The 25589-nt window shown below is 73.4% G+C and carries 24 protein-coding genes, 2 pseudogenes and 1 riboswitch; of the genes and pseudogenes, 11 read left to right on the forward strand and 15 right to left on the reverse strand.

Annotation, left to right across the window (positions count from 1 at the left end; translation table 11 throughout):
• Positions 1-141: 141 nt before the first annotated feature.
• The 3 genes and pseudogenes from ETD83_RS11745 to ETD83_RS11755 form a co-directional block, all read left to right on the forward strand.
• Positions 142-1119, forward strand: a complete 978-nt coding sequence (locus ETD83_RS11745) for an ornithine cyclodeaminase family protein (RefSeq protein ID WP_138645123.1) — start codon at positions 142-144, stop codon at positions 1117-1119.
• Between the two features lie 31 nt (positions 1120-1150).
• Positions 1151-1288, forward strand: a pseudogene (locus tag ETD83_RS11750) (proline racemase family protein); the annotation flags it as partial.
• Positions 1289-1335: 47 nt separating this feature from the next.
• Positions 1336-1569: pseudogene (locus tag ETD83_RS11755) on the forward strand (aldehyde dehydrogenase (NADP(+))); the annotation flags it as partial.
• Positions 1570-1576: 7 nt separating this feature from the next.
• On the opposite strand, the gene ETD83_RS11760 reads toward ETD83_RS11755, so the two are convergent.
• Together ETD83_RS11760 and ETD83_RS11765 are read right to left on the reverse strand one after the other, a co-directional pair.
• Entirely contained in the window at positions 1577-2956 is a 1380-nt protein-coding gene (locus tag ETD83_RS11760; RefSeq protein WP_138645125.1) for an NADP-dependent succinic semialdehyde dehydrogenase, read from the reverse strand.
• Positions 2957-3007: 51 nt separating this feature from the next.
• Positions 3008-4027, reverse strand: a complete 1020-nt coding sequence (locus tag ETD83_RS11765; RefSeq protein ID WP_138645126.1) for a lactonase family protein — start codon at positions 4025-4027, stop codon at positions 3008-3010.
• A 161-nt stretch (positions 4028-4188) separates the two neighbouring features.
• Here ETD83_RS11765 and pgi point away from each other — a divergent pair, with 161 nt between their 5' ends.
• Positions 4189-5835 carry a glucose-6-phosphate isomerase gene (gene pgi, locus ETD83_RS11770; RefSeq protein WP_171064153.1) on the forward strand — a complete coding sequence of 549 codons (1647 nt, stop codon included), beginning with the start codon at positions 4189-4191 and terminating at the stop codon, positions 5833-5835.
• A gap of 12 nt (positions 5836-5847) precedes the next feature.
• On the opposite strand, the gene ETD83_RS11775 is transcribed toward pgi, so the two are convergent.
• The 6 genes from ETD83_RS11775 to ETD83_RS11800 all read right to left on the reverse strand — a co-directional run bounded on the left by ETD83_RS11775 (position 5848) and on the right by ETD83_RS11800 (position 9951).
• The gene (locus ETD83_RS11775; RefSeq protein ID WP_138645128.1) at positions 5848-6072 is read right to left on the reverse strand and encodes an EF-hand domain-containing protein; all 225 of its coding nucleotides are present in this window, start codon (positions 6070-6072) and stop codon (positions 5848-5850) included.
• Between the two features lie 31 nt (positions 6073-6103).
• The gene (locus ETD83_RS11780; RefSeq protein ID WP_138645129.1) at positions 6104-6868 is read right to left on the reverse strand and encodes a sugar isomerase domain-containing protein; all 765 of its coding nucleotides are present in this window, start codon (positions 6866-6868) and stop codon (positions 6104-6106) included.
• Entirely contained in the window at positions 6861-7292 is a 432-nt protein-coding gene (locus tag ETD83_RS11785) for a PTS sugar transporter subunit IIA (protein ID WP_171064154.1), read from the reverse strand. Before ETD83_RS11785 ends, ETD83_RS11780 begins: the two co-directional genes overlap by 8 nt.
• 47 nt (positions 7293-7339) lie before the next feature.
• Positions 7340-7642, reverse strand: a complete 303-nt coding sequence (locus tag ETD83_RS11790; protein WP_138645131.1) for a PTS sugar transporter subunit IIB — start codon at positions 7640-7642, stop codon at positions 7340-7342.
• 28 nt (positions 7643-7670) lie between these two features.
• Complete coding sequence (locus ETD83_RS11795) at positions 7671-9098, reverse strand: PTS ascorbate transporter subunit IIC (RefSeq protein ID WP_138645132.1); 1428 nt, start codon at positions 9096-9098, stop codon at positions 7671-7673.
• A 121-nt stretch (positions 9099-9219) separates the two neighbouring features.
• Positions 9220-9951, reverse strand: a complete 732-nt coding sequence (locus ETD83_RS11800) for a GntR family transcriptional regulator (protein ID WP_230420839.1) — start codon at positions 9949-9951, stop codon at positions 9220-9222.
• Between the two features lie 126 nt (positions 9952-10077).
• On the opposite strand from ETD83_RS11800, the gene ETD83_RS11805 reads away from it, so the two are divergent.
• Positions 10078-11403, forward strand: coding sequence for a hypothetical protein (locus ETD83_RS11805; protein WP_138645133.1), 1326 nt, complete (start codon positions 10078-10080; stop codon positions 11401-11403).
• Between the two features lie 112 nt (positions 11404-11515).
• Positions 11516-12646: a carbohydrate kinase family protein gene (locus ETD83_RS11810; protein WP_138645134.1), complete on the forward strand. Its 1131-nt coding sequence runs from the start codon at positions 11516-11518 to the stop codon at positions 12644-12646.
• A 119-nt stretch (positions 12647-12765) separates the two neighbouring features.
• Here ETD83_RS11810 and ETD83_RS11815 read toward each other — a convergent pair whose 3' ends face one another.
• Positions 12766-13695 carry an AraC family transcriptional regulator gene (locus ETD83_RS11815; RefSeq protein ID WP_138645135.1) on the reverse strand — a complete coding sequence of 310 codons (930 nt, stop codon included), beginning with the start codon at positions 13693-13695 and terminating at the stop codon, positions 12766-12768.
• 81 nt (positions 13696-13776) lie between these two features.
• On the opposite strand from ETD83_RS11815, the gene ETD83_RS11820 reads away from it, so the two are divergent.
• Both ETD83_RS11820 and ETD83_RS11825 read left to right on the forward strand, forming a co-directional pair.
• Positions 13777-14622 (forward strand): NAD(P)H-binding protein, encoded by an 846-nt coding sequence (locus ETD83_RS11820; protein ID WP_138645136.1) that lies wholly within the window; start codon positions 13777-13779, stop codon positions 14620-14622.
• Positions 14623-14656: 34 nt separating this feature from the next.
• The gene (locus tag ETD83_RS11825) at positions 14657-15160 is read left to right on the forward strand and encodes an anthrone oxygenase family protein (RefSeq protein ID WP_138645137.1); all 504 of its coding nucleotides are present in this window, start codon (positions 14657-14659) and stop codon (positions 15158-15160) included.
• 76 nt (positions 15161-15236) lie between these two features.
• On the opposite strand, the gene ETD83_RS11830 is transcribed toward ETD83_RS11825, so the two are convergent.
• Complete coding sequence (locus ETD83_RS11830) at positions 15237-16670, reverse strand: alpha/beta hydrolase family protein (RefSeq protein WP_138645138.1); 1434 nt, start codon at positions 16668-16670, stop codon at positions 15237-15239.
• Positions 16671-16749: 79 nt separating this feature from the next.
• On the opposite strand from ETD83_RS11830, the gene ETD83_RS11835 reads away from it, so the two are divergent.
• The gene (locus ETD83_RS11835) at positions 16750-17316 is read left to right on the forward strand and encodes a winged helix-turn-helix domain-containing protein (protein ID WP_138645139.1); all 567 of its coding nucleotides are present in this window, start codon (positions 16750-16752) and stop codon (positions 17314-17316) included.
• Between the two features lie 29 nt (positions 17317-17345).
• Entirely contained in the window at positions 17346-18182 is an 837-nt protein-coding gene (locus tag ETD83_RS11840) for a metallophosphoesterase family protein (RefSeq protein WP_138645140.1), read from the forward strand.
• Between the two features lie 39 nt (positions 18183-18221).
• Here the strand turns inward: ETD83_RS11840 and ETD83_RS11845 are convergent, their stop codons facing one another.
• The 4 genes from ETD83_RS11845 to ETD83_RS11860 form a co-directional block, all read right to left on the reverse strand.
• Positions 18222-18824: a TetR/AcrR family transcriptional regulator gene (locus tag ETD83_RS11845; protein ID WP_230420840.1), complete on the reverse strand. Its 603-nt coding sequence runs from the start codon at positions 18822-18824 to the stop codon at positions 18222-18224.
• 193 nt (positions 18825-19017) lie between these two features.
• Positions 19018-20754 (reverse strand): phosphomethylpyrimidine synthase ThiC, encoded by a 1737-nt coding sequence (gene thiC, locus ETD83_RS11850; protein ID WP_138645141.1) that lies wholly within the window; start codon positions 20752-20754, stop codon positions 19018-19020.
• Positions 20750-20863: riboswitch (TPP riboswitch) on the reverse strand. Its footprint overlaps the gene before it by 5 nt.
• A 75-nt stretch (positions 20864-20938) precedes the next feature.
• On the reverse strand, positions 20939-22030 hold the full coding sequence (locus ETD83_RS11855; protein ID WP_138645142.1) for a hypothetical protein: 1092 nt from the start codon (positions 22028-22030) through the stop codon (positions 20939-20941).
• Positions 22031-22095: 65 nt separating this feature from the next.
• Positions 22096-22461 carry an Mth938-like domain-containing protein gene (locus ETD83_RS11860; RefSeq protein WP_138645143.1) on the reverse strand — a complete coding sequence of 122 codons (366 nt, stop codon included), beginning with the start codon at positions 22459-22461 and terminating at the stop codon, positions 22096-22098.
• 110 nt (positions 22462-22571) lie between these two features.
• Here ETD83_RS11860 and ETD83_RS11865 point away from each other — a divergent pair, with 110 nt between their 5' ends.
• Complete coding sequence (locus ETD83_RS11865; protein ID WP_205717603.1) at positions 22572-23708, forward strand: sensor histidine kinase; 1137 nt, start codon at positions 22572-22574, stop codon at positions 23706-23708.
• A gap of 26 nt (positions 23709-23734) precedes the next feature.
• Here the strand turns inward: ETD83_RS11865 and ETD83_RS11870 are convergent, their stop codons facing one another.
• Positions 23735-25489, reverse strand: coding sequence for a serine/threonine-protein kinase (locus ETD83_RS11870; RefSeq protein ID WP_205717604.1), 1755 nt, complete (start codon positions 25487-25489; stop codon positions 23735-23737).
• Positions 25490-25589: the final 100 nt, after the last annotated feature.

Below are 25589 nucleotides of genomic sequence, written 5' to 3' on the forward strand. Positions count from 1 at the left end.
CAAGGGCGGGATGGTGAAAGCCTGGAACCTCGTTGGACGGCCGTCGAGACGGGCAAGCATGCGATCTCATGTAGTGATCGATAAGAACCGCTTGCCCTTTCGGCCTCGACAGCGCGGGAACGCGCTCGCGAGGATCGGATCATGGCCGACGTCCTGCTGCTTTCCGCCGCCGACGTGCGCGCGGTGTTCGACCTTCCGGCGGCGATCGCCTCGCAGCGGGCCGCGTTCGAGGCGCTCGGCCGCCGCGAGGCGCGGCTCGCGCCGCGGCTCCTGCTGGACGGCCCGGACGGCGGCATCGCGTTCTGCTACGTGTCCCGCCTGCCCGGCACCGGCGCGGTCTCCAAGTTCGGCAGCGTCACCCCGGGCAACGCGGCGCGCGGCCTGCCGACCGTGGCGGCCCTGGTGACCGTCCAGGACCCGGTGGACGGACGCCCCGTCGCGATCATCGAGGGCGAGGCGGTGACGACGCTGCGGACCTCGGCGGCCAGCGCGGTGGCGGCCGACCATCTCGCCGTCCCGGACGCGTCCCGGCTCGCGGTGATCGGCTGCGGCGTCCAGGGGCGGGCGCACGTCCGGGCGATGGCGCGGGTCCGTCCGATCGGCCATGTGGCGATGGCGTGCCGCCACCCGGAGACGTGCGGCGTCGCGGCCGGGCTGTCGGCCGAGCTGGGGATGCCGGTGGAGACGGCGGCGTCCGCGCGCGCGGCCGTGGAGGGGGCGCAGATCGTCGTCACCGCCACGACCAGCGCGGAACCGGTCGTCCTCGGCGAATGGCTCGACCCCGGGTGCACGGTCCTGAGCGTCGGCTCCTTCGCCCCGGACCGTGCCGAGGTGGACGACGACGTCCTCACCCGCGCCGCCCTGGTCGTGGTGGACGACGTGCCGACCGGGCTGGAGCACGCCGGGCCGGTCGTGGCCGCGATCCGGTCGGGGCACCTGAGCCCGGAGCAGGTGCGGCCCCTCGGGCCGGTCGTCGCGGGCCTCGCCGCCGGGCGGGAGTCCGCCGGCGACATCGTCTTCTACAACAGCGTCGGCGTCGGCGTGCAGGACACGGCGGCGGCCTCCGTCATCGTCGAGCGGGCGCGCGCGGCCGGGGTCGGGAGGCTCGCGGAACTCTGACCCGCGCCCCGGTACAATTCGTTCGATACATGGACGGCTCACCGGCACCGCTGAGGTGGGCGGGCTGCCCGCCGTCGTCCCGGAGATCTCCGGACGCGCGTGGATCACCGGTACCGCGAACTACCTGCTCGACCCCGCCGACCCCTTCCCCGAAGGCTTCTCCTTCTGATGGCACCGGACGACGTGATCACCGCCGCCGTGTCCGCCGTGCTCGCCGGGCGCAGCGGCCGCGTCCTGTGGAACCAGTGGCCCACCGGCGTGTCCGTCACCCACGCGATGCAGCACGGCGGCCCGTTCCCGGCGACGACCTCGCCGTCCACCACCTCGGTCGGCACGGCCGCGATCGACCGGTTCCTGCGTCCGGTCGCGTACCAGGGGTGGCCGCAGGACCTCCTCCCGCCCCCGCTCAGGGACGGCAACCCGTGGAAGATCCCGCAGACCGTCCGGTAGAGGCCGTTCAGCCGACCCAGACCGTCTTGGCGTTGCAGAAGGCGTGCATGCCCTCCGCCGACAGCTCCCGCCCGTAGCCGGAGCGTTTCGTCCCGCCGAACGGCAGCTCGGGATACGACGTCACCATCCCGTTGACGAACACCTGCCCGGCGTCCAGCTCCCGGACGAACCGCTCCCGCTCGGCGTCGTCGCGCGTCCAGGCGTTCGAGCCGAGCCCGAAGCCCGTCGCGTTCGCGACCTCCACCGCCTCCGACACCCCGCGGACGCGGAACACCGACGCGACCGGCGCGAAGACCTCCTCGTGGTACATCCGCATGTCCGGCGTCACACCGGAGATCACCGTCGGCGGGTAGAACCAGCCGGGTCCGCCGGGCCGCTCGCCGCCGCACAGCACCGTCGCGCCCTTGGCGACCGCGTCCGCGACCTGCTCCTCGACCTCCGCGCGCCCCTCCTCGCTGACGAGCGGGCCCACGTCCGTGGCGTCGTCCATCGGGTCGCCCACCCGCTTCGCGCGCATGTTCTCCACGAACAGCCGCTCGAACTCGTCCGCGCAGCCGATGTCGACGATGAAGCGCTTCGCGGAGATGCAGCTCTGCCCGTTGTTGAGGCACCGCGACTCCGTGGCCGTCCGCGCCGCCGCCTCGATGTCGGCGGACGGCATCACCACGAACGGGTCGCTGCCGCCCAGTTCCAGCACCGACGGCTTGACCTCGCTCCCCGCGATCGACGCGACGGACCGTCCCGCGGGCTCGCTGCCGGTGAGCGTCGCGGCCTTGACCCGCGGGTCGCGCAGCACCCGCTCGACCTTGGACGAGCTGATGAGCAGCGTCTGGAACGCGCCCTCCGGGAACCCGGCGCGGCGGAACAGGTCCTCCAGGAACACGGCCGTCTGCGGGACGTTCGACGAGTGCTTCAGCAGCCCCACATTGCCCGCCATCAGCCCCGGCGCCGCGAACCTGATCACCTGCCAGAGCGGGAAGTTCCACGGCATCACCGCCAGCACCGGCCCGAGCGGCTGGTAGCGCACGTAGGCGTCCCGCGCGCCCACCGCGTCCGCGCCGGCGGGACGGCGGTCGGCGAGGAACTCCTCAGCGTGCGCGGCGTAGTACCTGCACGCCTTCGCGCACTTCTGCGCCTCCGCCCCGGCGGCCTTCAGGGTCTTGCCCATCTCGGTCGTCATCATCGCGGCGACCTGCTCGGACTCCCGGTCGAGGATGTCCGCGGCGGCGTTCATCCATTCCGCGCGCTGGGCGACGTCGGTCGTCCGGTAGGAGGCGAACGTCTGCGCCGCCCGCGCGATGCGCCGGTCGACCTCCTCGTCGGTCAGCGCGTCGAAGGTCTTCTCGACCTCGCCCGTCGCGGGGTTGGTCGTGGCGATCGTGGTCATGTCCCGGGACGTGCCCGGGGGACCGGACCGGAAACACCCGCCCGGCGGCGGTCAGGCGGGGATCACGCACACCGGGGACGGCACCGGCAACGGCGTCCCCACCGGCCCGGGGACGCCGTCCGCGCCGATCCGGAACGTCGCGATCGTGTCGCTGTGCTCGTTGGCCACGTGCATCCATTCGCCGTCCACGTGCAGGTCGCGGGGCCAGGCGCCGCCGGACGGGACGTCCGCGACCGGCTTGAGCGCCGCGCCGCCGTCCACGACCCGGTGGGCGGTCACCACGGCGGTCGCGCGCGTGGAGGTGTAGACGTACCGGCCGCCGTCGCCGAGCTTGAGCGCCGCGCAGTAGGCCGGATCGCCGGCCGGCCCCGCCGTCGCGGGCGACTCCGCCACGACCTCCAGGCGCGCGTACCCGTCCAGCGGACGCAGCACGAGCATGGACGCGGCCAGCTCCGCCACCACGTGGACGTGCCCGCCCGGGTGGACGACCAGATGCCGCGGCCCGCACCCGGCCGGTAGCGGCGTCTCCCCGGCGAGCCGCAGCGCGCCGTCCTCGATCCGGAACGACCGGATCAGGTCCGCTCCGAGGTCGGTCGTCAGGATCGTCCCGTCCGGGGCGTTCGCGCTCGCGTGCGCGTGCGGACCCTCCTGCCGGTCGGCCACCGGGCCGCTCCCGTGGCCCTCGGCCACGTCGGCCTCACCGGCGAACCCGCCGTCCGGGCCCAGCGGAACGGCCCTGACCGTCCCGGACCCGTAGTCCGCGACGATCAGCCGCCGGCCGCCGGGCGTCACCGACAGATGGCACGGCAGCGCCCCCGCCGCGCGCACCCCGATCTCCCGCAGCCCGCCGCCGGACGCGTCGAACGCGACGATGCCGCCCTCGTCCTCCTCACGCACCGCGTAGAGGACGTCCCTGCCCGGATGCACGGCCAGATAGGACGGGCTCACCGCCTCCGCGGCGAGCTCCGGCCCCGCGAGGACGCCGTCGCTCCGCCGCGTCACCCGGTAGATCCCGGACCCGTTCCCGGCCTCGCCCGTGTACGTGCCGACCCATAACGCCCGCTCGCTCATTCGCGCCACCCTAGCCCCGCCCCGGTGCGGCCGGTTCGGGGGCGGGGGCGGGGACGGCCTGATACGGTCACGCGCGGTCGACCTATGATCGCCGGTTGGGGACGGGGCGGCGCCGCGGGGGACGTCGGCGCGCCTCACCCGCCGAGGAGATGAGAGAGGCAATGGCAGATATCACCGAGTCGCCCGAGTGGTCCGCGCTGGCCGAGCACCAGGCGGCGCTCGCCGGGCGGCACCTGCGCGAGCTCTTCGCCGATGATCCGGGGCGGGTCGGCCGCATGACCGTGACCGCGGGGGACCTCCACCTGGACTACTCCAAGCACCGCGCCACCGCCGAGACGATGCGGCTGCTGGTGGCGCTCGCCGGGCGGGCCGGGCTGCGCGGGCGGATCGACGCGATGTTCTCCGGCGAGCACATCAACGTCAGCGAGGACCGCGCCGTCCTCCACACGGCGCTGCGGCTCCCGCCCGCCGAGGCCCTGACGGTCGACGGGCAGGACGTCGCCGCCGACGTGCACGCCGTCCTGGACAAGATGGCCGACTTCGCGGGACGCGTCCGCGCGGGGGAGTGGACGGGCTTCACCGGCAAGCGCATCACCACGGTCGTCAACATCGGCATCGGCGGCTCCGACCTCGGCCCCACCATGGCCTACGAGGCCCTCCACGACTACGCCGACGCAGGCATTTCGTGCCGGTTCGTGTCGAACATCGACCCGGCCGACATCGTCGGGAAGCTCGCGGGCCTCGACCCCGAGCGGACGCTGTTCGTCGTCGCCTCCAAGACGTTCGGGACGCTGGAGACCCTCACCAACGCCAAGGTCGCCCGGCGGTGGCTCGTCGACGGGCTCGGCGACGACACGGCCGTCTCCCGCCACTTCGTCGCCGTGTCGACCAACGCGGACCGGGTCGCCGAGTTCGGCATCGACACCGCCAACATGTTCGGCTTCTGGGACTGGGTCGGCGGCCGCTACTCCTTCGACGGCGCCATCGGCCTCGCGCTGATGATCGCGATCGGCGGGGAGGCGTTCCGGGAGATGCTCGCCGGGTTCCGCGAGATCGACGAGCACTTCCGCAGCGCGCCGTTCGAGGCGAACATGCCCGTTCTGATGGGCCTGCTCGGCGTCTGGTACACCGACTTCTTCGGCGCGCAGACCCGGGCCGTCCTGCCCTACAGCCAGCGCCTCGCCCGGTTCCCCGCCTACCTGCAGCAGCTCACGATGGAGTCGAACGGCAAGTCGGTGCGGGCCGACGGCGCGCCCGTCGTCGCGCAGACCGGCGAGATCTTCTGGGGCGAGCCGGGCACCAACGGCCAGCACGCCTTCTACCAGCTCCTGCACCAGGGCACCCGGCTCGTCCCCGCCGACTTCATCGGCTTCGCCGAGCCGTTCGAGGACCCCGTGGTCGACGGCCCGGCGGGAATGCACGACCTGCTCACCGCCAACATGCTCGCGCAGACGTCCGCGCTCGCGTTCGGCAAGACCGCCGAGGAGATCGCCGCCGAGGGGACGCCCGCCGCGGTCGTCCCGCACAAGGTCATGCCGGGCAACCGGCCGACGAGCACGATCCTGGCGCCGAAGCTCACCCCGAAGACGCTCGGCTCGCTCGTCGCCCTCTACGAGCACATCGTGTTCGTCGAGGGCACGATCTGGGGGATCGACTCCTTCGACCAGTGGGGCGTCGAGCTCGGCAAGGTCATGGCGATGGACCTCGCTCCCGCGCTCACCTCGCAGGAGCCGCCGGAGCAGGCCCCGGACGCGTCCACGGCCGCGCTCGTGCGCGCCTACCGCGCGCTGCGGGGCCGGAAGGTATAGGCGCGGGGGCCGCTAGCCCTGGGCCTCCATGACGGCGCGGAACTCCTCGAAGGAGATGAACCCGTCGAGGTTGGCGTCGGCCTTCTCGAACCTGTCCTGCGTCTCGGAACGCGTCCAGGAGAGGCCGAGGTCCTCCAGGACGAGAGTGAACTCCATCAGGTCGAGCCGCTGGTCGCCGCCGAGGTCCGCGCGGGTGAACACGATGTGCAGGTCGTCCCCGGCCGGTGTGGTCGTCATCTCGCTCCTCGTTCCGGTCCGCCCGCCCGCATCATCCCACAGGGCGGGGGCCGGACGGCCCGTCCCCGGTGAGCTCGGGGACGCGGTGCCGGTACCGCTCCAGCAGCGCGGCGTTGACCTCGTCGCCGCCGGGGACGTTCGCGCTCGTCCAGCGGGGCGGGTCCGCGCCGCGCGCCGCCGCGAGATCGTCCAGGGCGGCGAGGACGCGCGACCACGCGTACGCGCCGAGGATCGTGGAGACCGCCGCCGTGCGCGGCGCCGCCGCCGGGTGCACGACGTCGCCCGGCGGGACGCGGGTGTCGAGCACGATCGAGGCGTGGTCGGCCAGCGTCGTCGCCGTCCGCGCGGTGGCGCCCTCCGACGCCCGCGCCGAGGTCACCGCGATCACCGGCACGCCCCGCGCGGCGCACTCCTCGGCGACCTCGACCGGGTACGGGTTGCGGCCGCTGGTGGAGAACACCACCGCGACGTCGGGCGGGGCGGGCGCCGCCGCCGCGACGACCGCCCGCCCGATCCCGGTCCGCCGCTCGACGCGGGTGCTCCGCACGGCGTCGTCGAGCGGGAACACGCCCGGGTCCCAGATCGGGCGGACGGCGGCGAGCCCGCCCGCCCGGTAGAACGTCTCGAACACCATCGCCAGCGAATGCCCCGCGCCGGCGACGTGCACGATCCCGTCCGCCTCGACCGAGTCCAGCAGCAGCCCGGCGGCCTCGCCGATCGCCTCGCCGGCGGCGGCGTCGAGGTCGTCCAGCAGGGTCCGCACCCGGTCGGGGAGCTGCGGCCGGGCTTCAATCATTGGGTACGGCCTCCTTCAAGGTACGGGTCAGGTCGTCCTCGCCGGACGCGGCGCGGAGCCGGTCGGCCAGGCCGCCGGACAGCGCCCGGGCCAGCGCGGCCAGCGTCCCGACGTGCGCGTCCGGGTCGGGTGTGCAGAACGCGAGCAGCAGGTCGACGGGGTCGTTGTCAGGATGGCCGAACTCGACGGGCGCCGCCAGCCGGGTGACGCCCACGCCGACGGCGAGCCCGCCCTCCTCCGGACGGGCGTGGACGAGCGCGAGCCCCTTGGTCAGCACGATGTACGGGCCGTTCTCCTCGACCACCCGGACGCAGGCGTCCGGGTACCCGGCGCCGGCCGCGCCCGCGTCGACCAGCGCCGAGGCCGCCTTCCGGACGGCCTCCCGCCAGTCCCCGGCCGACACCTTGTCGGTGGCCGTGACCAAGGGCCGTTGCCGGGGGGTCTGGGGGGTCGCCCCCCCAGCGTGGGACGTCATGAGAGCCAGCCCTGCGCGGTCAGGTGCTCGCGGAGCTGCGCCTCCAGGCCCTCCTTGTCGAGGAAGTCGCTGATCGTGATGACGACGGGCGCGAGGTCGGCGATCTCGCTGGTGTGCATGCCCTGGCCGATCACCACGTCGGGCGACATCCCGCGCGCCGAGGACACGTCGGTGTTCTCCACCCGGGCGTCCACGCCGAGCGAGCGGAGCGCGTCCTCGGCGGTCATCTTCAGCATCAGGCTGGTGCCCATGCCGACGCCGCAGACCGCGAGGATCTCGAGTTGCCGGTCGAGTGCCATGTCGGTCCTCCTCTCCTTCAGATGGTGGTCAGGCCTTCGCGGGGGCCCTGTCCTCCGCCGCCGGGTCCGCCGCGGCGCGGCGCTTCTCGGCGCGGCCGAGGACCAGCAGCGTCGCGACCGTCGCGGCGAGCGCGACGGCGGGCACGGCCCAGACCGAGGCGTCGCCGACGACCGGGTCGATCGCCTTCAGCAGCCACGCGATCGCGTACCAGTCCGGGTCGGCGAGGGTGGCCAGCTCCGGGGCGGTCTTCTCGAACAGGTCCCAGGTGACGGCCTGCCCGATGGCGAGGATCAGCCCGGTGATCACGCCCCCGAGGACGGCGCCGCGCCAGCCCGCCACCACGTTGCCGAACAGCCCGGCCGCGCCGCCGACGAAGAACAGCATGATCATCGGCGGGGCGAGGGTGAACCAGCCGGCCCCGGCGAACACGCCCAGGCAGACCAGGAAAACGCCCGTGGACGCCACGAACCCGACCATGACGGCGGTCGGCGCGATGGGGAACACGGTCGGCGCGTCCAGCGCGGGACGGGTCCCCGGGATGACCTTGTCGCTGAACCCCTTGAACGCCGGGACGATCTCGCCGAGGAACATCCGCACGCCGAACAGCAGGATCGCGATGCCGCCCGCGAACCGCAGGCCGACCAGCAGCGCCCACACCCATGGGGACAGTTTGGGGTCCATCTCGGTCGCGGCCTTCGACACCACGCCGTCGTCGGCGAGCGCGACCCCGATCAGCATGATCACGGAGATGATCAGCGCGGTGCTGACGTTGACGTCCTTGAAGAACGACAGCTGGCGCGGCAGCTTCAGCTTCTCGGTGTCGTGCTTCTCCCGGCTGCCCAGCGGACGGGCCGCGTAGCCGGTGATCAGGCAGGCGAGCGAGCTGGTGTGCGCGAACCCGAACCGGTCGTCCGGCATGACGCGGCGCATCAGCGGCCGCATCCACAGCGGCTGGACGGTCCAGTACGCGGCGACGAACCCGGCCCCGCACAGCACCAGCGTGAGCTGGTCGGCGCCCGGCGCGATCGTCACCAGCGACGCGACCGTCACCGTGCTGACCCAGAACATCAGGTGCCCGGTCAGGTACAGGTACCGGGCCGCCGGGAAGAGCCGCACGATCAGCACGTGGAGGAGGAACGCGACCGTGATGACCAGCGCGATCGTCCCGCCCTGGTCGCCGAGGAAGCCGGCCAGCGTCTTGTCGGCCTTCGGCGGCGTGGTGCCCATCGCGCTCGCGAGGACGTTCTGGAAGCTGGTCAGCCCGCCGGTGAACACCTCGACGCCGATGAACAGGATGACCACGCCGATCGTGGCGCGCAGCGCGCCGGCGAAGACGTCCTCGAACCGTTTGCGCTGCAGGATCAGCCCGATCAGGGTGATGAGCCCGATCAGGATGGGCACCTGGCCGAACACGTTGTCGGCCAGGAAGGTGAGGATGTCCTTGATGACGTCCATGGTGAAGTCGCCTCACTTCTCGGGGGTGGGGTGGTGCGCTGTCGCCCCCGTCAGCGCGGTTGGACGGCCGTGAGTCCCGGGCGGCGTGCCCGGGTCGCGGTGGATCGGCCGGGTCGGTGGATCAGTGGTTCGGTGGTCTCAGGTCGAGTTCCAGGCGATAGCGGTCGCCGCGGTAGACCGACCTGACGTATTCGAGCGGCCGTCCGTCCTGGTCCCTGCTGATCCGCTCGAACAGGAACGCCGGCATGTGCACGGGGACGCCCAGATCGGCGGCCTCCTCGGCGGTGGTGACGGTCGGCTCGATCGTCTCGGTGCCCGAGGCGATCATGATGCCGCCGCTGCGCAGCAGGTCGTAGAACGACTGCCCCTCAAGGTCCTGTCGGCGCAGGCCGGGCATGAGCGACCGCGGCAGGTAGAGCGTCTCGATGGCCATGGTGGTGCCGTCCGCCAGCCGCAGCCGCCGAATGGTAAATACCTCTTCGATGGGTGACAGGGCCAGCCGCCTGCCGATCCGCGCCCCCGCGGCTTCCGTGCGGAACGACAGGACCCGGCCGCCGGGTTTCATCCCGCGCCTGATCATGTCCTCGGTGAACGACGTCATGGTCAGCGAGACCGCGATCCGGGGTTCGGCCACGTAGGTGCCGCTCCCGTGCCGCCGGTCGAGCAGGCCCTCGGCGACCAGACCGTCGATGGCCTGGCGCAGCGTGGGCCGCGACACGCCGAGTTCGGCGGCCAGCCGGCGCTCGGACGGCAGGGCGTCCCCGACGTCCAGGCCGTCCAGCATCGCGAGCAGCTCGCGGCGCACGGCCTGCCGTTTCGTGCTCCCGGACCGGGACTCACCGGTGGATGTCACGCCGCTCACCTCCCTTGATGCTGTTCCTGTCGTGGCACACGGTATGTCCCGATATGGCGACTGGTCAATACCACTTTGTCGATGTTTGCCGTGGTCGTGGTGCCGGGGCCGTCCTACCGTCGCGGAATGAGGAATCTCACACGCGGCGCCCTGGCGCTGGCGCTCCCGCTCGTCCTGCCCGCGGCCCTGAGCGCGGCTCCCGCCCACGCGGGCCCGCGCGCCGCCCCCGAGGGATGGCGGCTGGTGGCGGCCGAGCCGTTCAACCGGCACCTGGACGACCGGAGGGCGCCCTGGAGACCGGACGGCGACGGCCCGTCCAGCCCCTACAACGTCGACATGTACGACAACGATGGCGCCTACTTCGACACCGTCGGCGGCCCGGCGTTCCGCCAGCAGCTCGCGAAGATGAAGACCTACCGCAAGTCGTTCGCGTTCGGGAAGCGCGGCTGGCTCACCGCCGAGCTCGCCGCCCGCGACGCCGACGGGGACGGCCGCCCGGACGCGCCGCCGACGCTGACGTCCCGCGGGGGAGCCGCGCACCTGGACGAGCCGGCCCACCAGGCGGGCGTCGTCATCCGCTCCACCCGCGACCTGCCCGCCGAGTACCGGGTCGAGATGACGCTGCGCGGCCTCGACTTCGGCGGGCAGCGCGGCGGCTCGTGGGACTACCCGGACGGCCGGATCAACGGCTACTCCCCGGAGGGCTGCAAGACCAACTTCCCCTGGGCGTCCGGCGGGGACTTCGCCAGGCCGGAGTGCGAGTGGGCGGACGTCCGCACCGACTCCAACGGCTTCTACTACATGTCGATCATGGACTACCGGCAGGTGGCGCCGCACAACAACGTGTTCGTCCACGGCCACCGCAAGGTCGCGATGGACGGCTACAACCGCTACAAATACACGGGCTCCGGCCTGCTGAACTGCAATCCGGCCACCAAGCAGTACGAGCCGTACTCCGCGGGGACGGGCAACGGCGTCAACGCGATCTTCATGACCGATGACCGCCGGTACGCGACGTCACCCGGCACCGAATACCTGATGGAGAGCGAGTGCGGGCTCAGGAAGGGCGGCGCGATCGTCTCGACCGTCGACCTGAAGCCCGAGCTGCTGCCGGCGGAGCCGTACACGTTCGCGATCGAGCGGCGGGACGGCGCCTATACGATGGAGATGTCCGGAGTGTTCGCGCACGTGGGCCGCGCGACGTTCCGGTACACGCGGTCGTTCGTCCAGGACGGCGAGCCCATCTGGCACTACAACCAGCGCCCGGACGAGTACGACGGCCGGTTCAACGCCGGCTGGACGTGGAAGGGCCCGGGCGGCACGCTCACCGACCACGACACCTGGCCCGCCGGGTCCGCCTACCCGGACCGGTTCATGATCGGTGACCCGCACATGAATTTCTACGAGGGATCGGCGAAGGTGGACGATATTCGCCTCTATGTCCCGGACTGATTTGTCAGTGGCGTCGGCTAGGTTCCGTGGGAACGTGCCAAGCCATCGCTCTGGGGGGCCAGTGATTCGGCGGACGACGTGATTGCGGGAACGACGTGATCCCGGGGACGACATGATCCCGGGGACGACGGCGCCGGGCGTGCCGCCCGAGCCGTCCCTCGCCGACCCCTGCGCCGAGCGGGGGGCGGCGGGGGCGCGGCTGCGCGGCGGCGGGCCGGCCGCGCCCCCGACGCTGGACGTGTTCCTGTCCGGGCAGGTCTTCATGGACATGATCTTCACTGGCCTCCCGGGGCTGCCGCCGCCCGGCACCGAGATCGTCACCGACGGGCTCGGCTCCGCGCCCGGCGGCGTCGCCAACATCGCCGTCGCGATGAGCAGGCTCGGCCTGCGCGTCGGGCTGGCCGCGGAGTTCGGCGACGACATGTTCGGCGCCTACCTGTGGCGGACGCTCGCCGAGCAGGAGGGCGTCGACCTCGGCCTGTCCCGGCGGGTGCCGGGCTGGTCGACGCCGGTGACGGTGTCGATGGCCTACGACTCCGACCGCAGCATGGTGACGTACTCGCGCCCCGTCCCGTCCTCGCCGGACGGCCCGCCGGAGGTGCCGCCGCCGCCGTCCGCGCGGGCGTGCTTCGTCGACGTCGACCGGCCGCTTCCGCCGTGGGCCCCCGCGATGCGCGAGCGCGGCACGCTCGTCTTCGGCGACCTCGGCTGGGACCAGACCGGCGCCTGGCCCCCCGAGGTCCTCGACCGCCTCGACCACGTCGACGTGTTCCTCCCCAACGCCGCCGAGGCCATGGCCTACACGCGCACGGACACGCCGCCCGACGCCGCCGAGGCGCTCGCCGAGCGCGTCCCCGTGGTCGTCGTCAAGCGCGGCGGCGAAGGCGCCATCGCCGTCGACTCGGTGACGGGGGAGCGGGCCGAGGTCCCCGCCCTGCCGGTCGAGGCGCTCGACCCGACCGGCGCGGGCGACGTGTTCGCCGCCGGGTTCGTGTTCGCGACCCTCGCCGGGCTCCCGCTCGCCGAGCGGCTCCGGTTCGCCAACCTGTGCGCCGGGCTGTCGGTGCGCCACCACAGCGGCTCGCTCGGCTCGCCCTGCTGGGGCGAGATCGCCGCGTTCGGCGAGTCCGGCGAGGTGCCCGACACCGTGCTGGCCGACTACGCGTTCGTCATCCCGTTCATCCCCGACGCGGCGGACGAGACGGTCGTCCGCGCCGAACCCACCCTCCGCAAGGAGCGCTAGCCCTGCTTGCCCAGGGGGCGACCCCCTGGAACCCCCGTCACGGCCGGGGGGCCGTGCGACCTCCGGCGCGGGGCGCCTCCGGCCGCACGACCCGTGACTCCGGCTGGTGCGGTGGCGGATCAGGCGGTGCGGTACTCCTGGGGGCTGACGCCGTGCTCCCGTTTGAACGCGGTGCTGAGCGCGAACGCGTTGCCGTAGCCGACCTGGCGCGCCACCGCCTCCAGCGTCGCGTCGCTCTCGCGCAGCAGGTCGGCGGCCTGGGCGAGGCGGATGCCGGTCAGGTACGACATGGGCGGCTCGCCGATCAGCTTCGCGAACCGCTGCGCGAGGGCCGCGCGGGACACGCCGACCTCGGACGCCAGGTCGGCGACCGTCCACGGGTGGGTCAGGTCGTCGTGCAGGAGCCGCAGCGCCGGGCCCACGACGGCGTCGCCGTGCGCGCGGTACCAGCCGGGCGTCTCGGCGTCCGGGCGGGAGAACCAGGCGCGCAGCGTCGCGATGAGCAGCAGGTCGAGCAGCCGGTCGAGGACGATGTCCTGGCCGGGCTCGTCCCTGCCGATCTCCTCGCCGAGCACGTCGACGAGCGGCGACTTCCACGTGTCGCCGCGCACGATCGCGATCGGCGGGAGCGCGGACAGCAGCCGCTGCGTGACCGCGCCGCGCATCTGGTACGCGCCGATCAGCATGACCGTCGAGCCGTCCGGGGCGTTGCCCCAGGCGCGGACGCCGAGGTCCATCGCCTCGGACATGGGCGTCCCGTCCAGGGTGGTGCAGTGCTGGCCCGGGTGGATCACGATCTGCGGCTCGGTCGCCGGGTCGTCGCTCACCGTGTACGGGTCGGGGCCCCGGAAGATCACCATGTCGCCGGGGGAGACGCGCCGGGGTTCGCCGTCGTCCGGGATCAGCCACGCGTCGTCGCGCACCATGGACAGCAGCGTGATCGGCGCCTCGTCCTGGATCCGGACCGACCAGGGCGGGTTCAGCGACGCGCGGAGCATGAACGCTCCCCGCGCCCGCGGGCCGTCGAGGAGGTCGGTGAGCGCGTCCATGGGACCAGCGTAGACGCTCGCGTATGCGGGCGAGCTTCTCAACGATGGTGGCCGGGATCGGCCCGCTGTTGACTTAAGGGCATGACGAACAACGCGCAGAACATCGAGAACGGCCTCACCCTCGTCCTCGGCGGGACCGGCAAGACGGGCCGCCGCGTCGTCGAGCGGCTGGAGGCGCTGGACGCCCCGGTCCGCATGGGCTCGCGGTCGGCGTCCCCGGCCTTCGACTGGACGGACGAGACCACCTGGGCGCCCGTCCTGCGGGACGTCGAGAAGGTCTACCTGTCGTACTACCCGGACCTGGCCGCGCCCGGCGCGATCGACGCCGTCCGCTCGTTCACGGCGGCGGCGGCGGACGCCGGCGTTCGGCACGTGGTCCTGCTGTCGGGGCGGGGCGAGGACGAGGCGCGGGAATGCGAGCGGATCGTCCAGGCGTCCGGCATGGCGTGGACGGTCGTGCGGGCGAGCTGGTTCGCGCAGAACTTCAGCGAGGACTACCTGCTCGACCCCGTCCGCGAGGGCGAGGTCGTCCTGCCCGCGGGCGACGTCCCGGAGCCGTTCGTGGACGCCGACGACATCGCCGACGTCGCCGTCGCGGCCCTCACCCGCGACGGGCACGCCGGGGAGGTCTACGAGGTGACCGGTCCCCGCGCCCTCACCTTCGCCGAGGCCGTCGCCGAGATCGGCCGCGCCGCCGGACGCGACATCGCGTTCGTCCCCGTCCCCGTGGACGACTACGCCGCCGCGCTCAAGGACCAGGGCCTTCCCGACGAACTCATCGAGTTCCTCACCTACCTGTTCGGCACCATCCTGGACGGCCGCAACGCGCGGCCCACGGACGGGGTCCGGCGCGCGCTCGGCCGCGAGCCGATCGACTTCGCCGACTACGCCCGGACCACCGCGGCCAGCGGCATCTGGTCGAGCTGACTTCCCGCCGCTTGAGAAGAAATGGAGCACGACGATGCAATCCGCACTCGCCGCCGTCTCGGCGACCCTCTCGATCATCATGGCCGCCGGCATGGCCGGGACGTTCTTCGGCTTCTCCACCAGCGTGATGCCGGGCCTGGACGCCGCGCGGCCCGCCTCGGCGATCGACGCCTTCAAGGGCATGGACCAGAAGATCCAGAACCCGCTGTTCATTTCCATGTTCGTGCTGGTCCCGGTGGCGGCGATCGCGGCCGGGGTGCTGCTGCTGACGCTCGACGAGAACTCGGCCGCCGTCCTGTTCCTCATCGCGGCGGGCGTGTACTTTGTGGGCGCGCTCGTCCCGACCATCGCGGTCAACATCCCGATGAACAAGGCCCTGGAGGCGGTGACGATCCCGCAGGACGCGTCCGAGGCGGCGAAGATCTGGTCGGACCACTCCGGCCGCTGGACGACCTGGAACACCATCCGCACCGTGTTCACCTGGGCGAGCCTCCTCGCGATGAGCCTCGGCGTCTACCACTGGGGCAAGAACAACTGACACCGAAAACGCGAAGGAAACGCGGCCCGCGCTCCACCCGGAGCGGGGCCGCGTTCTCGTTCCGCCCGTCCCGGGGCTAGGGAATGAGCAACCCCCAATAGACCGCCCAAGGGACGAACACGACGCCCGCCGTGACCAGCAGCCCCAGCCGGACGCGCTCGCCCGCCGGGACGGTCGCGGCGGCCCGCCGCCACGCCACCGCCGTCGCGATCCCAGCGGCGACGGCCGCGACGGCGAGCGTCTGGAGCACCAGCCACGGCAGCGGCCTGCCCCCCAGGACGGGCCCCGGGTCCGGCGTCCGTCCGGCGGCCATGAGGTAGAAGATGTAGACGAAGAGGCCGAGTGCCGAGGTCAGCCCCGCTCCGGCGAGGAGCCGCGCCCACCGGCTCACCGGGCGCACCGTCCGTCCGCGGAGCCGGCGCACCAGCGCCACCAGGGGATACGCGGTGAACGCGACGACGAACAGCGCGAACGCCACGAGCTGCATCCACCCCGACGCCCACCACGGCGACGGCGAGATCTCCGCGCTCGCGTGGTCCTGCTTGGACGGCGTCGCGGCGTCGGCCACCGGCGGCCGCCCGCTCGTCGCGTCGTGGACCCAGGTGCCGACGAGGTCGGCGTATCCGGGGGCGAGCGCCTCGCCGCGGGTGACGCCGCCGTCCGGGGTGGTGTGCGCGGCGTGGTCGGCGCCGGCGAAGAAGCGGAACGTGTAGCGGGTGTTGCCGCCGCGGCGGAGCGCCCGCGCGAACAGCGGCGGGTTGTCCTCGGGCGGGGTCTGGAGGTCGCGCCCGCCCCAGACGCCGAGCAGCGGCTGCCTGACCCGTTCCAGGACGCCCTCGGCGTCGAAGAACGCCTCGGCGAACAGGCCCGCGTCCGCTCCGAGCCGGGCGAAGTTGCGCTTGCCGTGCTCGATCAGCGAGCCGGAGACGCCCGCGCGGCGCAGCGCGGACTCCTCGTTCCAGACCTGCTGCCGGATCGGCGGCATGGCGTTGCCGCCGACCACGATCACGAACGCCACGTCCGCCGACCGGGACGCGGCGAGCGGCGCCACCCAGCCGCCCTCGCTGAGCCCCCACAGCCCCACCTTCGCGGGGTCGACGCCGGGCCTGGCGCGCAGCGCGCCCACCGCCCCGAGCGCGTCGACCGCGAGCTCGGAATAGGAACGGCGGAAATCGCTGTAGCCCGCGGACCTCTTGTCGTAGATCAGGACGGCGACGCCCCGCCGCGCGAACTCCGTCGCCTCCGTCAGCAGATGCTCGCGCGGCACGCCCGCGCCGGACCCGGTGACGAGCACGACGCCCGGCACGGGCCGGGCGGCCTTCGCCGGAGCCAGGACCGTGCCATGCAGTGTGAGGCCGCCGAATCCCGTGAAGCTCACGTCGGCGGAGGTCAGGCCCGGCGGCGCCGGGATCGAGGCGGACGTCGGAGCCGGGGCGGACGCCGAGGCCGGGGCGGTTCCCTGCAGGGCGCAGGCGACGAGTGTCAACACGACCGTGATCGCTCTCTTCATGCCGAGCACCGTAGACCGCAGAGAAAGCTCTGCAAAGACTTCTCTGCAAAGATACCTCTGTAGTACTAGACTGCTCCTCATGAAGGACGACGCGGAGCCCGTGATCCTGGACGACCCGGGACGGATCAAGGCGCTGAGCCATCCGCTGCGCCGCCGGATCCTGCACCGGCTGCGCGCGCACGGCCCGGCGACGTCCACCACGATCGGGGAGGTGCTCGGCGCCAACACCGGCACGACCAGCTACCACCTGCGGCAGCTGGAGAAGTACGGGTTCATCGAGGAGATCCCGGAGCGGTCCGCCGGGCGGGAGCGCTGGTGGCGGCCCGCCGCCGCCCCGCGCGACCTGCGGCTGCCCGACCCCGCGACGGTGGCCCCGGAGGACCGGGCGGTCCTCGACGAGCTCATCCGGGTCGCGCACGCCGAGGACATGGAGCTGTTCCGGCGGCTGCCCGCCGAGTACGAGCGCGACCGCGCCTGGGCGCGGCTGTCGCGCGGCTTCGCGCACATGACCGAGGAGGGCCTCGTGGAGTTCTACGAGGCCTACATCCGCCTCCTGCACGAGCACGGCCACCGCCGCGAGGACGCCCCGCCCGGCGCCCGTCCGGTGCACATCCGGCTCTTCACGCTCCCCGCCGACGAGGACTGAACCCCGCCGCAGGGCCGTACGATCTTTGGATGAGCAGTGTCCACGCAATCAGCGACCTGCACGTCGGGTTCCGCGAGAACCGCGAGTTCGTCGAAGGGCTGCGGCCCGCGTCCGGCGACGACTGGCTCATCGTGGCCGGTGACGTCGCCGAATACGTCTCCGACGTCGAGTGGACGCTCAGAACGCTGCGCGAACGCTACGCCACCGTGATCTGGACGCCCGGCAACCACGAACTCTGGACCGTCAACAACGACCCGGTGCAACTGCGCGGCGAGGCCCGCTACGGCGCGCTCGTCGACATGTGCCGGAGCATCGGCGTCCTGACCCCCGAAGACCCCTACCCCGTGTGGGAGGGCGAGGACGGCCCCGTGACGATCGCGCCGCTGTTCCTCCTGTACGACTACACCTTCCGGCCGGAGGGGACGTCCACCAAGGAGGAGGCCCTGAGGGTCGCGCAGGAGGCGGGCGTCGTCTGCACCGACGAGGTCTACCTGCACCCCGACCCGCACCCCACGCGCGACGCCTGGTGCGACGCGCGCCTCGCCTACACCGAGAAGCGCCTTTCGGCCCTCGCACCCGGGACGCGGACGGTGCTGGTCAACCACTGGCCGCTCGTCCGCGAACCGACCCGCGTCCTGTGGTACCCGGAGTTCGCCCAGTGGTGCGGCACCGAGCGGACCGCCGACTGGCACAGCCGGTTCGGCGCGGTGTCGGTCGTGTACGGGCACCTCCACATCCCCCGCACGATCTGGACCGGCGACGTCCCGCACATCGAGGTGTCGGTCGGCTACCCGCGCGAATGGCGGCAGCGGGGCGGCGCGCCGCGCGGCCCCCGCCGCATCCTCCCCGTGCCGGAGACCTCCTGAGCGAGCGCGGCCCCGCGCTGATGTCGCGGGGTACCTGCTCTAGTGGGCGGCCTTGCCGGAAACCAGGCCGGTGGCGGCGAGGGCCAGCAGCCGGTCCGCCGTCTCGGGCTCCCGCTCGGTGACCACCGCGATCGCGCCCGTCAGCCGCAGCGCGTCGGCGAAAACGGCGTCCGCGGGCACGTCGCCTGCGTCCCGCGCGCGTGCGAACAGGGCCTCGCCCGCGTCGCGCATCGCGCGGCACGCCGCGGAAGCCCCGGATCGCCCGGGCCGCTCGTCGCGCAGCGACATTACGGCCGAGGCCGCCATCCCGGGGAACGCCGTGGTCCGCGCGATGAACGCCCGCAGCCAGGTGGTGAGCGCCTCCCCGGGCGCGGGCGAGACCAGGAGCTCGCGGCCCGTCGCGGCCAGCCCGTCGTAGACGTCGGCGAGCAGCGCCTCCAGGAGGTCCTGGCGCGTGGGGAAGTGCCGGTAGAGCGTCCCGATGCCGACGCCCGCCAGCCGCGCGACGCCCTCCAGCGAGGCGCCCGCCCCGTCCCGCTCGAACATCTCCCTGGCGGCGGCGAGCAGCCGGGCGCGGTTGCGCCGCACGTCGGCGCGCATCGCCCGGGCCGGGCCCGGCTTCGGCATGTCCTCGCTGGTCACCTGAGTCGTCGGTCCTTCCCGGTGGGTCAACGGGCCGGCGGCGATCCGGGGATCCGCGGCTTTGGAACGGTCCCTCGATAGTAGCCGCGCGCCGCCCTCGCCGGGGCGGCGGGCTTCGCCGGGACGCGGGAGGCCCGCCGCGGGGCCGTCCGCGGCGGGCCTCCCCTCCGTGTCCGGAGCCGGGCGCCGGGCGTCAGGTGCCGCCGGGGGAGAGCGGCAGGTAGACGCGGCCGCCCGCGGCCTTGAACTCGTCCGCCTTCGCCCGCATCCCCGCGGAGAGGGCCTCCTCCTCGGCCAGGCCGTGCTCGTCGGCGTACCGGCGGACGTCCCGGGTGATCTTCATGGAGCAGAAGTGCGGCCCGCACATCGAGCAGAAGTGAGCCGTCTTCGCCGGGGCCGCCGGGAGCGTGGCGTCGTGGAACGCGCGGGCGGTGTCCGGGTCGAGGGACAGGTTGAACTGGTCCTCCCACCGGAAGTCGAACCGGGCGTCCGACAGCGCGTCGTCCCACGCCTGCGCGCCCGGATGGCCCTTCGCGAGGTCGGCGGCATGCGCGGCGATCTTGTAGGCGATGACGCCGGCCTTGACGTCGTCGCGGTCGGGCAGCCCGAGATGCTCCTTCGGGGTGACGTAGCAGAGCATCGCGGTGCCGTGCCAGCCGATCATCGCCGCGCCGATCGCCGAGGTGATGTGGTCGTAGCCGGGCGCGATGTCGGTGGTCAGCGGCCCGAGCGTGTAGAACGGCGCCCCGTCGCACCACTCCTGCTGCAGGTCGACGTTCTCCTTGATCTTGTGCATCGGGACGTGGCCCGGGCCCTCGTTCATCACCTGGTTGCCGAACTCCGCGGCGATCCTCGTCAGCTCGCCCTGGGTGCGCAGCTCGGCGAACTGCGCCTCGTCGTTGGCGTCGGCGATCGAGCCGGGGCGCAGGCCGTCCCCGAGCGACCAGGTGATGTCGTACGCGGCGAAGATCTCGCACAGCTCCCGGAAACGCGTGTAGAGGAAGTTCTCCTCGTGGTGCGCCAGGCACCACGCCGCCATGATCGACCCGCCGCGCGACACGATCCCGGTCTTGCGACGCGCCGTCAGCGGCACGTACGACAGCAGCACCCCGGCGTGGACGGTCATGTAGTCCACGCCCTGCTCGGCCTGCTCGATCACCGTGTCGCGGAACACGTCGAAGGTCAGCTCCGCGGGGTCGCCGCCGACCTTCTCCACCGCCTGGTACAGCGGGACCGTTCCCACCGGCACCGGCGAGTTCCGCAGGATCCACTCGCGCGTGGTGTGGATGTCCCTGCCCGTCGACAGGTCCATGATCGTGTCGGCGCCCCAGCGGGTGGCCCACGTCATCTTCTCGACCTCGTCCTCGATGGACGACGCCACCGCCGAGTTCCCGATGTTCGCGTTCACCTTCACCAGGAAGTTCCGTCCGATGATCATCGGCTCGGTCTCGGGGTGGTTGACGTTCGCGGGCAGCACGGCGCGCCCGGCGGCCAGCTCGTCCCGGACGAACTCCGGCGCCACGCCCTCGCGCAGCGCCGCGAACTCCATCTCCGGCGTGATCTCCCCGCGCCGCGCGTACGCGCGCTGGGTGACCGCGCCGCCGGTCGCGCGGCGCGGCCGTCTCGGCGGGAAGCCGTCCTGGAGGGGCGGCGGCTGGGCCGAGGCCCTGCGGCCGTCGTCCTCGGGACGGGCGGCCCGGCCCTCGTACGGCGCCGTGTCGCCGCGCCCGGCGATCCACGGCTCCCGCAGCGCGGGCAGCCCCCGGCGGACGTCGGTCTCCCGCGCCGGATCGGTGTACGGCCCGGACGTGTCGTACAGGACGACGGTGTCGCCGCTGGTCAGCGGCACCTCCCGCATCGGGACGCGGATGTCGGGGCGCGAGCCCCGCAGATACGTCTTGCGGGCGGCTGGAACCAAAGGTTCGGTCATGACGACTCGATCTCTCCCTACGCCGGCATTACCCGGTCAGGTTCATGCGGTCAGCGGCCGTCTCAGCCGCTATCTCAGCCCGGTTCGCCGGACCCCCGCGATCTGTCGTGCTCGACGCTAACCCGGCCCACCCCCGTTGCCGCAACCGCCGCCTTTGGGATAAGGCCGCGAGGGCCGTCCCGTGTCAGGAGGACTGGCGGGCGAGCCGCACCACCATGGGCAGCGCCAGGGTGAGGGTGCGCAGCAGGTCCGGGGCGGACCGCGAGCGCTCCAGCCACATGCGGCCGTCGTCGGCGCCGCTCTTCGTCCGCAGCGACGCGGACTCGCGCCCGTCGACGCCGGTGACGATGTGGCGGTCGCCGTGCCGCCGGGTGGTGCCGAGGAGGGTCCCTCCGGCCGCGTGGAAGGACGGCTCGCGCAGCCGTTTGATCGTGCCGAGGTGCCGCCCGTCCGCGTCGAACACCCGCATGCGGCCGCCGCCCGCCAGCCGGGAGGTCTTCCTGAAGGCGAGCAGCCTGCCCGCGTGCGGGTCGCGGAGCACGATCGTCCGGCGGCCCCGGTCGGGGTTGCGGCGGAAGCGGGCCGGACCCGGCCCGCGCCTGGCGAGCCGCCCGCAGGCGACGGCGACGAGCGCGCCGCCGCCCTGGTCGCGGTAGCGGCCGGTGCCGTCCACCAGGAGGCGGTCGGCCTTGGCCAGCGCGTCCGCCCGCGGCTGCTCGACCTCCTCGCCCTTGTCATCGAGGACGCGCCAGGCGGTGCCGAGGGTCTCCGTGGCCGCGGTGCGCACGGACGGGAGCCATCCGGACGGGAGCGACCGGTCCCGGTGCAGCGCGACCGCGTCGCCGTCCATCTTCGCCACGGCGCCGACGTCCGGGGCCGCCTCGGTGTCGAACCAGACCGTCCAGACGGGGTCGGCGACCGGCCACACGATGCCGACCGCGTGCACGGCGTCGGCCGGGATGACCGCCTGCTGCTTGGCGCGCCGCAGGACGAGGCCCTTCTCCCCGACGGTCACCACCACGCGGTTGCGGAAGATCACGATGGCCCAGACGATGGCGGCCAGCGCGATCAGCGCTCCACCTCCGCCGTAGACGGCGATGGCCCGGCGCGCCTCCCCGGGCGCCCACGCCGCGCCGCCGCCGGCACGGGTGGACAGCGAGATGAGCAGGCCGACCGTCAGCGCGGCCAGGCACACGCGGAGCGGCCATCGGTAGGCGCCGCGGCCGAGCGTGACCCGGAGTTCCGGCTGGGAGCGGGACGGAGGAGGGACGGACACGGTCAGCCCTTCATGATGGAGTTTGCAGAACTATAGGCCGGGACGACCTCATTCATCCCGCTCCATCAGCAGGTCGAGTGGAAGAGCCCGCCCACGCGCTCCGTCTCGGCCAGCCGGTTGTAGAGCGCGACCGCCTCGGTCGTCTCCGCCACGTGGACCTCGACGCCGGCGTCCCGCAGCGCCTGCAGGGTCGCGGGCATCGTCTTCAGGCGGAGCTCCATGCCCCTGCTGAGGACGACGACGGTGCAGCCGTGGTCGAGCAGCTCTTGCACGTCGCCCGGCTGGATTCCCGGGTCGTGGCGGGTGCCGTGCTCGGTCCAGTCCCACTCGCGGCCGCCGCCCGGATACAGCTTGAAGTCCTTACCGCCCTGAAGCCCCTCGACCTCCATGCGGCCCCACGCGATGTGGGTGACCCGAGGTGATTTCTCCATGGGCGGAGCGTACTGAAACCCGCCGTCGTCCACCGGCGGTGCGGGGGCGGTGCGCGGAGGCCGGACGGGTCCGAGAAGATGGACGCGTGGTGACGGTGCCCAGGGTCGGTGTGACGACGAGAGACGCCCTGTTCGCGACCTTGCTGGCGTGCGCCGCCGTCGCGGTCGCGGTGATGTGGCCCGGCGTCCGGGACCTGGACGCGGCCGGGATGTTCCTGCTGCTCGCCGTGCACGCGAAGCTCGTGGTGATCAGGCGGTGGCCGACGCACGGGCTGGTGGCCCTGCTGATGCTGGCGCTGCCGTACCACCTGGCGCAGTACCAGCATCACGCGCTGGTGCCCGCCGAGGTGGTCGCGCTGTTCGCGTACGCGGTGCTCGGGCGGCGGGTCCGGGGCGTGCTCACCGTGGCGGGCGCGCTGCTGTTCGTGTGCGTGGTCGGGATGGCGCTGCAGGCGGGCGGGAAGTCCCTGCGCGAGCAGATCGCGGTCATCGAGGCCGTGATCTCCGTCGTGATCGCCGTCCAGGTGTGGCGGGTGCACCGGGCGCGGCTCGCGACGATCACCGAGCGCGCCGAGCGGGCGGAGCGGACGCGGGAGGAGGAGGCGCGGCGCCGCGTCGCCGAGGAGCGGCTGCGGATCGCCCGCGACCTGCACGACCTCCTCGCGCACAGCATCACGGTCATCGGTGTCCAGGCGGGGGCGGCGGCGCACCTCGTCCGCGGGGACCGGCCGCTCGACCGCACGGAGCTCGCGGAGGCGCTCACCTCGATCGCCGACACCTGCCGGGACGCCCGGACGGAGCTGCGCGGCACCCTTCAGGTCCTGCGCGGCACCGACGTCGGGTCGTCCGGGGCGCTGCCCGGCCCGGACGGGATCGCGGACCTCGCGCAGGCCGCGCGCGCCGCCGGGGTCGAGGTCGAGCTCGACGACGCGGACGTGGGCCCGCTGCCGCCGGAGATCGGCGTCGCGGCGTACCGGATCGTCCAGGAGGCGCTGACCAACGTCGTCAAGCACGCGGCGGCGGGGCGCGTCGCCGTCACCCTGTCCCGGGACGGCGGCGGCCTCGTGGTGCGGGTGGCCGACGACGGGACGGGTCCGTCCGGCGGGACGCCGGGCGGCTTCGGGATCCTCGGGATGATCGAGCGGGCGCGAAGCGTCGGCGGGACGCTGGACGCGGGCTCCGGCGACGGCGGCGGGTTCGTCGTCACGGCCGTCCTCCCGGTCGCGGACGTCGTCACCCCGCAATGAGCCGTCACCCGCGATAGCGCCGGTTCTCAGGGGACGCGGACCGAGGCGAGGATCTGGTCCATGTCGCCTTGGGCGCTGAAGGCGCTCGGGACGGACACCATCAGCAGCCCCGGCGGGCGGCCGTCCCCCCGGTTCCGGTCGATGATCAGGAGCGCCATCGTGTCGCCGGTGACCGGCCAGCCGTTGGCCGCGGCCTGCGGGAAGTCGAAGCGGACCTTCTCCAGCCACGCCCTGCCCCCGCCGCCCACGTCGACGGGACCGGACTTGAGCGTCGACTTGACATGCCGGGTGGTGAACAGCTCCTGGATGACGCGGGCCTTCACGCGGGCCGCGACGGCGCCGAGGTCCTGGGGGCCGGTGTAGCCGCGGCTCTCGTCGGGCCTGAGCAGCCCGGCCAGGGAGGTCGCGTTGAAGGTGGAGTCGCCGTTGCGCTGCTGCAGCGGGGAGATCTGCCCGCTGGTGAACATGCCCGGTTTCGTCCAGGCCCCGCCCGCCGTCACCCACGGCGCGCCCAAGCGGTCGTAGGAGAACCCGGCCTTGGCGTCGTCGATCCGTCCCGTCACCGCCGAGACCGGCTGCTTCCGCTGGGTCACCGACGGCGACGCGGTGGACCTTCCCGAGCCCTTGTCGCCGTCCCGGACCAGCACCAGGACGACCCCGGCCACCAGCAGCGCCACACCGGCGACGAACGCGATGCCGCCGAGGACCCACCTGGCCCGCGACCCGGACCGGCGTGGCGGCGGCGGGGGCGCGGGAGTGGTCACGGCGTGCGGCCCGGGAGCCGCGGGCGGCGGCCCGGCGGGCGGCGGCCCGGCGGGCGGCAGGCCGGCGGGCGGCAGCGGGTTCTCCGGCGGCGGGGCGGGCGTGTCGAGCTCGGTCGGCTGCGCGCTGCGCTGTGCGGTCGGCTGTGCGGTGGCCGCCACCGGGGCCATCGCGGTGGCCATGGCGAGGACGGCCGGCGGCAGCCAGTCGTCGCCCGCCGCGCCCGCGCAGCGCTCCAGGACGTCCGCCAGGGCGGGCCGGTCCGCCGGGTCCTTGGCCAGGCACGCCCCGACCAGGTCGCGCAGCCCGGCGGGGACCCCGTCCAGGCCGGGCTCCTCCCGGACGATCCGGTACAGCACCGTGTGCGCCTGGCCCTGCCCGAACGGGGCCGAGCCGGTGGACGCGAACACCAGCACCGAGCCGAGCGCGAAGACGTCCGCGGCGGGCCCGATGTCCCGGTCGCCGCGGGCCTGCTCGGGCGCCATGTACGCGACCGTCCCGGTGATCGCGCCGGTGGCGGTGCCGGACGCGCCCTCCAGCGCCCGGACGATCCCGAAGTCGATCACGCGCGGCCCGTCCGGGGCCAGGATCACGTTGCCGGGCTTGAGGTCGCGGTGCACCAGCCCGCAGGCGTGGACGGCCGTGAGCCCCTCCGCGAGCCCCGCCCCCAGGACGCGGACCGCGCGGACGGGGAGCGGCCCTTGCTCGTCCACGGCCGCCTGCAGCGAGGGACCCGGCACGTAGGCGGTGACGAGCCACGGCCGGTCCGCGTCGGGGTCGGCGTCGACGACCTGCGCGGTGAAGAACCCGCCGACCCGGCGGGCCGCCTCCACCTCCGCCGCGAACCGGCGCCGGAACTGCGGGTCGTCGCCGTACTCGGGGCGCACGAGCTTCACCGCCACCGGCCGCCCGCCGGGGGAGCGGCCGAGGTACACCTGGCCCATGCCGCCGCCGCCCAGGCGCGCCGACAGCACGTACCCGCCCACGGCGCGCGGATCGTCAGCCTGTAGGGGACCCAACACGACACCCCTTCTGGGTGGCCCCGGCCGAGCGGGGCTTCCGGAGAGATCTTTCCGGAGAAGAAGACGCGTCCGGAAGCCCCTTTGTTGGCGGCCGATC

The organism is Actinomadura soli, from assembly GCF_005889715.1.
Classification (GTDB): Bacteria; Actinomycetota; Actinomycetes; order Streptosporangiales; family Streptosporangiaceae; genus Spirillospora; species Spirillospora soli.